The 9,120-nt window shown below is 74.3% G+C and carries 7 protein-coding genes and 1 pseudogene; 3 read left to right on the top strand and 5 right to left on the bottom strand.

Features of this window, described 5'->3' with window-relative positions; translation table 11 throughout:
- Nucleotides 1–283: pseudogene (locus KS423_RS29805) on the top strand (hypothetical protein); the annotation flags it as partial.
- Nucleotides 284–310: 27 nt separating this feature from the next.
- Here KS423_RS29805 and KS423_RS29800 read toward each other — a convergent pair.
- Nucleotides 311–853 carry a VOC family protein gene (locus KS423_RS29800; RefSeq protein ID WP_224282880.1) on the bottom strand — a complete coding sequence of 181 codons (543 nt, stop codon included), beginning with the start codon at nt 851–853 and terminating at the stop codon, nt 311–313.
- 204 nt (nt 854–1,057) lie between these two features.
- Between KS423_RS29800 and KS423_RS29795 the strand changes: the two genes are divergently transcribed.
- Nucleotides 1,058–1,615, top strand: coding sequence for an Lrp/AsnC family transcriptional regulator (locus tag KS423_RS29795; RefSeq protein ID WP_224282879.1), 558 nt, complete (start codon nt 1,058–1,060; stop codon nt 1,613–1,615).
- Between the two features lie 418 nt (nt 1,616–2,033).
- Here the strand turns inward: KS423_RS29795 and KS423_RS29790 are convergent, their stop codons facing one another.
- From KS423_RS29790 to KS423_RS29780, 3 genes are all read right to left on the bottom strand, one after another.
- Entirely contained in the window at nt 2,034–2,840 is an 807-nt protein-coding gene (locus KS423_RS29790; RefSeq protein ID WP_224282878.1) for a S16 family serine protease, read from the bottom strand.
- A gap of 38 nt (nt 2,841–2,878) precedes the next feature.
- Nucleotides 2,879–3,529 (bottom strand): IclR family transcriptional regulator, encoded by a 651-nt coding sequence (locus KS423_RS29785; protein WP_049654777.1) that lies wholly within the window; start codon nt 3,527–3,529, stop codon nt 2,879–2,881.
- Between the two features lie 423 nt (nt 3,530–3,952).
- Nucleotides 3,953–5,785, bottom strand: a complete 1,833-nt coding sequence (locus KS423_RS29780) for a DEAD/DEAH box helicase (RefSeq protein WP_224282881.1) — start codon at nt 5,783–5,785, stop codon at nt 3,953–3,955.
- 311 nt (nt 5,786–6,096) lie between these two features.
- Here KS423_RS29780 and KS423_RS29775 point away from each other — a divergent pair, with 311 nt between their 5' ends.
- A complete protein-coding gene (locus tag KS423_RS29775; protein ID WP_224282877.1) occupies nt 6,097–6,522 on the top strand; it encodes an SsgA family sporulation/cell division regulator in 426 nt (141 codons plus the stop codon).
- Between the two features lie 124 nt (nt 6,523–6,646).
- On the opposite strand, the gene KS423_RS29770 is transcribed toward KS423_RS29775, so the two are convergent.
- On the bottom strand, nt 6,647–9,120 hold a 2,474-nt coding region (locus tag KS423_RS29770; RefSeq protein ID WP_224282876.1), incomplete at its 5' end, for a phosphatidylglycerol lysyltransferase domain-containing protein.

Raw genomic sequence — 9,120 nt, 5'->3', positions numbered from 1 at the left:
GGCGCCCGTCACCACCGCCGCGCCGCCCACCCGCCGGCCCGCCCCCACCGCCACCGCGACGTCCACGGTGAGGAGTTACCCGATCCCGGGCGGCAAGGTCGCGCTGGACCTGAAGCCGGACCGGGCCACCCTGGTCTCCGCCACCCCGGACCCGGGCTGGCAGATGCAGGTGTGGACCGACGGCCAGTGGCTGCGGGTCGACTTCACCCGGGGCGACGAGGCCAACTCGGTCTTCGCCTCCTGGAACGGCCACCCGCCGATCGTGGAGACGGCGATCCGTTAGCGGGCCGTCCCGCCCCCAGGCGATCCGTCAGAGGCCGTCGCACGGGACGTATCCCGGCAGGTACGGCCCCACGTACCCCGCCCGGTCCACCAGCGTGTGCCGGGTCCCGCCCGGCACCCCGATGGTGGCCAGCACCACCGCGCCGTAGTCGTCCCGCACCTCGTGCGGCTCGGCCAGCGACAGCGCGCCCCGGTCCACCGCGTAGTCGTAGGCGTAGTAGGCGTCCGGCACGCTCACCGCGAGGTCCAGCACCCCGTCCCCGTACCGGTCCAGGTACGCGGCCAGTTCCCGGCCGCGCGGGCCGGTGGTCCGCACCGGGGAGGTGAGCACGATCCGCGTCCCCGGCGCGGCGAGCACGTACGAGAGCGTCTCCGGCTCACCGGTCTCCGGCCCGGCGTACGCGGTGCAGCGCAGCCCGAGCGCGGCGCAGTAGCGGCGGGCCGCCCGCTCGGCGTCGGCGACCGCGAAGACCACCGCGTCGGCGCGGCCCATCGGCAGCGGCCCCGCCTCCGCCGGGTCCGGTACGAGGCCTGCCCCGAACAGGGTGACTTCGGCGGCGGTGTCGGTCATGACTGCCCTCCCGGTAGGCGTACGGACCATCGTGGCCGCCCCCGGGCACCCGGGACGGGGCCCTGCGCACGGGGGTGTGGCTGGAGGGTGGCGCCGGGCCGACCTGCGCGCAACTGTTCCGTTTCCTCCTGGTCAAGCTGTGCCCCGGAGCGGAAGAATCGGCCGCGCCGCTGTACAGAATGCCCACCACAGGACGGTGCCGCGATGCCCCCCGCCCACGTTCCGAGCTCCCCCGGCTCGCCCAACTCCGCCACCCCGCAAGGCGCCTCCACCTCCCCGGCGGGCAGCACCAACGACGCCATCGACGCCCTCGACGGCCGGCTGATCCGGCTGCTCGCCGAGGAGCCCCGGATCGGGGTGCTGGAGTGCTCGCGCCGGCTGCAGGTCGCCCGGGGCACCGTGCAGGCCCGGCTGGACCGGCTCCAGGCCAAGGGTGTGATCGGCGGCTTCGGCCCGGAGGTGGACCCGGCGGCGATCGGTTACCCGGTGACGGCCTTCGCCACCCTGGAGATCTCCCAGGGCCAGGGCGCGGACGTACGGGCGCACCTGGCGAGCGTGCCGGAGGTGCTGGAGCTGCACACCATCACCGGGATCGGGGACATGCTGGTGCGGATCGTGGCCCGGTCCAACGCCGATCTGCAGCGGGTGATCGACCGGGTGCTGGGCTTCGACGGGATCGTCCGCTCGTCCACCGCGATCGTGCTGGAGAACCCGGTGCCGTACCGGATCCTGCCGCTGGTGGACCAGGCCGCCGCCGAGTAGCAGGATCCGGGCGGCCGGCAAGACCCTGCCGGCCCTGATGACCGCCGGGGAGCGCCGGGCCCACCTGGCCCGCTACCCGATGGTGCCGTTCACCCCGTACGCCCTGCGGGACCCGGCACGCCTGCCGCTGCTGCCGCGCCAGGGCCCGCGGCGGGCCGTCCCGATCACCCGGTTCCCGGGGGCACCTCCCGGCCGAAGGCCGGGGGAGAGTACGCGCTCGGCACGGCGGGGGCGGCGGTGCCGATCGTCGAGGGCAACGGCATCGGCGCGATCTCGGTCTCCCTGCCGATGGCCCAGGCCCACCGGCCGGCCGGGATCGCCGCCCAGCTGCGCACCCGGACGGGCGACGACTTCGCCGCGGCGGCCTTCGGGATCCGACCCCGCCGGCCGGGCCGACCTCGTGCGGGGGGAGGCCCGGTCAGCAGGAGGGGACGCTGCCGCCGCTGTTGAGCGCCTGGAGGGCGGAGACCGCCTCGCTCAGGGTGCCGACCGGCACCAGCTGCAGCGACTTCGGGGTGTTCACCCTGGCGTCCGTGCACTCGTCCTTGGGCAGCAGGAACACCGTCGCACCGTCCCGGGCGGCCGCCTGCGTCTTCAGGGGGACGCCGCCGACCGGGCCGACGGTGCCGTCCGGGTCGATGGTGCCGGTGCCGGCGACGGTGCGCCCACCGGTGAGGTCGCCGCCCTTGCCGTCGCCGGCCAGCTTGTCGACGATGCCCAGCGCCAGCATCTGGCCGGCGCTCGGGCCGCCGACCGCGCCCAGGTCGATCTTGACCTTCACCTGGTCCGGCGACAGGTGGAGGTAGTTCAGCGCGGCCGCGGTGGCGGCGTCCTGCGACTCGGCCATCTGCAGGGCGGTCGCCTCGTCGGCCTTCACCGGGTTGCTCTCCGGGTAGACCGTCTCGGTCGGGCGCACCGCCTCCTTCGGGTCGAACCACGCCTGCATCGAGCGCCAGAAGGAGTTCTTCTGCCCCGCGTTGGTCGCCGTGATGGTGACCATCCGCAGCTCGCCCTCGGTGGTACGCAGCGGCGCCCCGGTGATGGTGATCACCGGCCTGTCCTCGAACGTGCCCAGGGTGTCCGCGGTCAGGCCCGGCCAGGTGATGGTGTACGGCAGCGGGACGAAGGCGGCCACGCCGAACAGCGCGGCGACCAGCGCGCCGCACAGCGTGAGCGCGCGGGTCCGCGGGGAGGTGAGGGCCTTGGGGAGCTTGGTGTCGGACACAAGGGGAATCCAAACACACCCGACACCGTGCGCGGGCGCTACCTCAGGGCGTCGGCCACCTCGGTCGCCGCCTCCACCACGCGGGGGCCGACCCGCTCGGGCACCATGCCGTTCAGCATCACCACGCCGACACTGCCCTCGATGCCGCTCAGTCCGACCAGCGCGGCGGCCGCCCCACTCGCTCCGGACTGCTCCTCCGCGCGGGTGATGACGAAGCCCTGCTCGGGCCGGCGCTGGCTGGGGAAGGTGCGCGCCTCCAGGATCGCCCGGCCGGCCGCGCTCTCGGTGAGCGGGTGGCGCAGGCCGGTCCGGTAGGCGACGTGGAAGTCCGTCCAGCTGGGCTCGACCACGGCGACGGCCAGCGCCTCGTTGCCGTCCACCAGGGTCAGGTGGGCGGTGGCGCCGAGGTCCTCGGCGAGGCTGCGCAGGGCCGGCAGCGCGGCCTCGCGCAGCAGCGGGTGCACCCGGTGCGCCAGCCGCAGCACGCCGAGGCCCACCCGGGCGCGTCCGCCGATGTCCCGGCGGACCAGGCCGTGCTGCTCCAGGGTGGCCAGCAGCCGGTAGACCACGGTCCGGTTGACGGCCAGCCGGGCGGCCAGCTCGGTCACGGTGAGCCCCCGCTCGGAGTCGGCGAGGAGCTTGAGGACCCGGACGCCGCGGTCCAGGGTCTGGGAGGTCTCGGCAGTCACGACGGGCAATCCTTTCCGCGGCGCTCGCGGCGGGCGGCGCCGTTCCAAGGCCGGTGTCGCGCGCAGGTGGGGGTGGCCGCGCTCGGGCCGCACTGCGTCGCCCTTGACGCGCACGGCCCTGCGGCGCCGTCCCGCGGGGGTTACCCGGCGGAAGAGCGTGGGGGAAAGCTAGTGAAGGAAATGACGCGACGGAAGTGGTTGTCCAAAATTCGGGCGTGATCGGCTTCAACGCCGCCTCGGATTCCGGACAAACCCCCGCGATCCACCGGGTGCGTCAGGGCGCGGGCGCGCCCTCGGTCCGATGTCCGGACGCGCCGGAGCGGACGGGGCGTCCGGACACGACCGGGGGCGCGCCGTCCGCCGGAGCGTCCCTTCGCCGCCTTCCGGCTCCGCCGGGCGCCCCTTCGCCCGCTTCCGGCTCCGCTACTTGGCCCACTCCCGGATCTTCGCGATCCGCGCCTTGAGCTGGTTCGCGGTGGCCTGCGCGGTGAGCGGCCCGCCGCACTGGCGGCGCAGCTCGTTGTGGATGGTGCCGTGCGGCTGGCTGGTGCGGTGGTGCCAGGCGGCCACCAGCGCGTTCAGCTCCTTGCGCAGCTCCCGCAGCTCCTGGTGGGTGACCACCGGCCGCTGTTCGGCCGGCAGCTCCAGCAGGTCGGCCTCCTCGGCGGGCTTGGTCTTGCTGCGCTGGATCTGCCGGTGCTGGCGCTTCTGGAGCAGCATCTGCACCTGGTCCGGCTCCAGCAGGCCCGGGATGCCGAGGTAGTCCTCCTCCTCCTCGCTCCCCGGGTGGGCCTGCATGCCGAACTCCATGGCGTTGTACAGCACCCGGTCGAAGACCGCGTCGGAGCCCAGCGCCTCGTAGGAGAACTCCTCGCCGCCCGCGCCGTCCGGCCCGTCGTTGGCGCGCTCGGCCTCGGCGAGCAGCCGGTCCTCCTCGTCGAAGAGGCCCTCGCCCTCCTTCTTCGGCCGGTCCAGCACGTGGTCGCGCTGGAGCTCCATCTCGTTGGCGAAGCCCAGCAGCAGCGGGATGGTCGGCAGGAACACCGAGGCGGTCTCGCCGCGCTTGCGGGCACGCACGAAGCGGCCGACGGCCTGGGCGAAGAACAGCGGGGTGGAGATCGAGGTCGCGTACACCCCGACGCAGAGCCGGGGCACGTCGACGCCCTCGGACACCATGCGGACCGCGACCATCCAGCGCGAGGTCCCCTCCGCGTAGTCGGAGATCCGCTTGGACGCCTCGGCCTCGTCCGAGAGCACCAGGGTGACCTTCTCGCCGCTGATCTCGCGCAGCATCTTGGCGTACGCGCGGGCCACGTTCTGGTCGGTGGCGATGACCAGGCCCCCGGCGTCCGGGATCGCCTTGCGGACCTCGGTGAGGCGCCGGTCGGCGGCCTGGAGCACGGCCGGGATCCACTCGCCCTGCGGGGACAGCGCGGTGCGCCAGGCCTGGGCGATCAGGTCCTTGGTCATCGGCTCGCCGAGCCGGGCCTCCAGCTCGTCGCCGGACTTGGTGCGCCAGCGCATGTTGCCGCTGTAGCTGAGGAAGATCACCGGGCGGACGACGTGGTCGGCCAGCGCGTGCCCGTACCCGTAGGTGTAGTCGGCGACGGACTTGCGGATGCCGTCGCCGCCCGCCTCGTAGGCCACGAACGGGATCGGGTTGGTGTCCGAGCGGAACGGCGTCCCGGTCAGCGCCAGCCGGCGGGTGGCCGGCTCGAAGGCCTCGAAGCAGGCCTCGCCCCAGGACTTGGAGTCACCGGCGTGGTGGATCTCGTCCATGATCACGAGGGTCTTGCGGGCCTCGGTCCGGTTGCGGTGCAGCATCGGGTTGACCCCGACGCCCGCGTAGGTGACCACGATGCCGTGGTAGTCCCGGGACAGCGGCCCGGAGGAGTACGCCGGGTCCAGCCGGATGCCTATCCGCGCGGCGGCCTCGGCCCACTGCTTCTTCAGGTGCTCGGTCGGCGCGACCACGGTCACCTGCTGCACCAGGTGGTTGTGCAGCAGGTACGAGGCCAGGGTGAGCGCGAAGGTGGTCTTGCCTGCGCCCGGGGTGGCGACCGCGAGGAAGTCGCGCGGCTGCGTCTCGATGTACTTGTCCAGCGCACCCTGCTGCCAGGCCCGCAGCTTGCCCGCGGTGCCCCAGGGGGCGCGGCCGGGGAAGGCCGGGGAGAGGTGGTGCGAGCCGGCGGGCGCGGCGTGGCCGACGGACCGGACGGGCGCCTGCGGCTCCGATACGTCGGAGAACAGCGGCATCGAGGAGGCGGCGGCAGTACTCACGGTCTCCGAGGGGGATCATCGCAGGTCAGAGGCGGTTTTTCGGCCTCGCCCCGCGGTCGGGCGGCGATCGGGCAACCCGCCCAGCGTACCGGCCCGGCGCCGCTCGGGCCTCCAGGCGAGCCTCCGAGCCGGGCCCGCACGGCCGGAAATCGATGTGACCCGGATCACGTCGAATACCTCGTGGAACCGGGTAATCACCGCGGGCCCCGGGACTCTCACCAGGGTGAGGCCGCACCAACCCCCACCTGCCCTAGCGCGGCCTCGCACCGAACCGAAGGGACCCGCCCGTGCGCACCGCCGAAGAGACCGTCCAGGCCCGCCTGATCCTCTCCGCCCACCGCTCCGTCCGGCTGCGGGTGGTGCTGTCCTACCTGACGGAGGACCCGCTGGCCGTCCGGATGGCCTTCCCCGCCGAGTTCTCCCTGGACGACGCCGCCGAGCACCGGGACAGCGAGGACATCGTCTGGATCTTCGCGCGCCAGCTGCTCTCGGCCGGCATCGAGCTGCCGGCCGGCGTCGGCGACGTCCACGTCCGACCCGCGGTCGGCCGGCGGACCATGATCGAGCTGCGGGCCCCCGAGGGCACCGCGCTGCTCCAGTTCGACACCGCCGACCTGCGCCGCTTCCTGTGGCGCAGCCGGCTGCTCGTCCCCGAGGGCGAGGAGCACCTGCACCTGGACGCCGACCGCGCGCTCGCCCAGCTGCTCGGCTGACGGGCGCAGGCGTCCGGGAGCGCCCCCGCGCTTCCGGGCTGCCGTTCGCCCACTCGGTGACTCCTCGGCAACCCGGGTCCGGGGCCCGGGAAGCCCGTACGGTCGCCCGCCCGCCCCGGGCGGTTCAGCCCGAGAGCTTGCGCATCAGCCGCACGCCCTGTGCCGCCGTCAGGTGCGGCAGGTACGCCTTGCCGATCGCCCTGGTGATGCCGGGCAGCGCGGCCGGGTCGGGGTACGCCATGTACATCGGCCGGTACTCCGGCTGGAACTTCGCCTTGAACGCCAGCAGCGACCGGAAGCCGTACACCGGCTCCAGCACCTTGCCCATCCAGTCCAGCATCCGCTGCAGCCCGGTGGGCTCCTCGCCCTGCCCGGTGCGGGCCAGCGGCGCGCCCGACAGCGACAGGAAGCGCGCGCCCTCCTCCTTGAAACCGAGCGCGGCCGAGGCGATCAGGAACTCGCTGACGCCGCGGAACCCGTCCGAGCGCCGGCGCATGAAGTCCAGCGTCCAGCCGACCGGCACGCCGTCCTCGTACACCGGCATCCAGCTGGTCAGCCCGTGCACCGTCCGCTGCTCGTCCACCGCGACCAGCACCCGCACGTCCGGGTCGTCCAGCTCCTCCAGCCCGCCGAGCGTGAAGCCCATCTCCGGCAGGCCCTTCTCGGAGACCCACTCCTCGGAGATCGCCCGGATCTGCTCCCGCAGCGCGAGCGGCGCCTCGTGGTACGACCACCACTCCGCGGAGATGCCCTGCTTGCCGGCCTTGTTGAGGGCGGTGCGGATGTCCTGCCACTTGCGGCCGGTGAAGGCCAGCTCGGGCAGCGGCACCACGGTGTCCTCGGCGACCTGCACCGAGCGCCAGCCGAGCTGCGCGGCGGCGGCCCTGGTCTCGCCGCAGACGCTGTAGAAGCACGGCGTCCAGCCGCGCGCGTCGCAGTACCGGGCGAAGCCGGCCACGGCCCGGGCCCGGTCCTCCGGCGCGCCGAACGGGTCGCCGGTGGTCAGCGCGACGGTGCCCACCACCCGGTAGGCGACGGCCGTCCGGCCCTGCTCGTCGAACCAGTAGTGGTTGCCGTCCCAGGTGGCGATGAACGAGAGCGTCCCGCCGCCGTGCTCGGTCAGCAGCGCCCGCGCCCGGCCGGCCGCCGCCGCGTCGGTGTGCAGCACCGGACGCCGGAAGACCGACAGCAGCACGGCCAGCGCGACCGCCCAGAACGCCAGCCCGCAGTACGTCTCCAGGAAGCGCGCCACCGGCCCGACCGCGATCGGGTAGTCCGGCAGCAGGTCGTTGTACGCGGGCGGCAGGAACTGGGCCGGCAGCCCGGCCACCAGCCGGCGGGCGGTCGCCCCCGGCTCGAACTGCCCGGCCACCAGCCGCCCGAGCCCCACGTAGGCGGCCGCGGAGGCGAGCGCCGCGCCGCCGAGCACCAGGGCCAGCCGGCGCACCGAGCGGCCGGACAGCCGCAGCAGGAACCGCTTGCGGGTGGCCACCAGCAGGACGGTGGTCAGCAGGGGCAGCAGCAGCGCCTCGACGAAGTACTGCACCACGTCCCGGCTGACCGGCCCGGCGTCCAGGTACAGCCAGCACAGCAGCGCCGCCCAGAGCAGCTCGGTGGCCACGGTGACCAGCCAGGCGAACCGCAGTCCCCGGCGCAGCCCCTCGGCGAGCACCAGCAGCAGCGCCGGGAACAGCGCGGCCATCATCCGGCCCGGGGTGTCGAAGATCCGGACGACGGCGTGCGCGCGGGCGCAGTCGTGCGCCGACAGCGCGCAGAAGTCGGCCACCTCGTCCGGGCTGAGCCGGTGGGAGAAGTACAGCTCGGAGAAGGTGTTGAACGGCCCGGTGGCGTTGTCGTACAGCGAGGCGAGCAGGGGCCCGAAGGCGGCGGCGACCAGGCAGAGCGCGACCAGCACCCGGGTCTCGGAGTGCGAGGAGCGGTGCGTGCGCAGGTGCGGGCGGCCCCGGCTGACCAGCGCGCCCAGGCCGAGCCCGACCAGCGCGGCGGCGCACCGCTGGACGCTCTGCAGGTGGCCCACGTACAACGTCATCACCAGCGGACCGAGCAGCACCAGCAGGTGCAGCCGGCGGCGCCAGAGCACGGTGAGCCGGTACCCGAGCACCCCGGCCAGCGCGAACACGCCGACGCCGGGGCCGACCGAGATCTGGTCGGCCACCGAGGCGGTCCACTGCTCCCCCGCCGAGGAGCCGAACGCGACCAGCGCGGTGCCCAGCAGCGTGCCGACGACCTGCCCGCCGACCAGCACCGCGAGGGTGCGCGGCCACCCGAGCCGGTGCTCGGCGGCGGGGCCGACCAGGAGCAGCAGCAGGCTGGTGAACACGTACGAGCCGCTGCCCGAGCACCAGAACATCGAGGTGACCGGCGTCCACCAGTGGCCCTCGGCCAGCGTGGACAGGCCGATCCCGGCCCTCTCCAGCAGCCGGTCGGACGGGCCGTGGCCCAGGCTGTCGGTGGCCGCGCCGAGCAGCCAGAGCCCGGCCAGCAGGGTCAGCGTCAGCGGCGCCGAGCGCAGCCGGGAGCCGAGCACCCGGGCCGCCCGCCGGACCCGCTGCGGGCCCGGCTCCGGCGTCCGGGTGA

It is taken from the genome of Streptomyces sp. LS1784 (assembly GCF_020103755.1).
In the GTDB taxonomy this organism is placed as follows: domain Bacteria; phylum Actinomycetota; class Actinomycetes; order Streptomycetales; family Streptomycetaceae; genus Kitasatospora.
This window is presented reverse-complemented; position numbering and strand designations above follow the sequence as displayed.

Bases quoted from the DNA above. Each gene is read 5' to 3' on its own strand.
- KS423_RS29800 (WP_224282880.1), bottom strand. From the start codon at position 853: ATGACCGACACCGCCGCCGAAGTCACCCTGTTCGGGGCAGGCCTCGTA.
- KS423_RS29795 (WP_224282879.1), top strand. From the start codon at position 1,058: ATGCCCCCCGCCCACGTTCCGAGCTCCCCCGGCTCGCCCAACTCCGCC.
- KS423_RS29780 (WP_224282881.1), bottom strand. From the start codon at position 5,785: ATGCCGCTGTTCTCCGACGTATCGGAGCCGCAGGCGCCCGTCCGGTCC.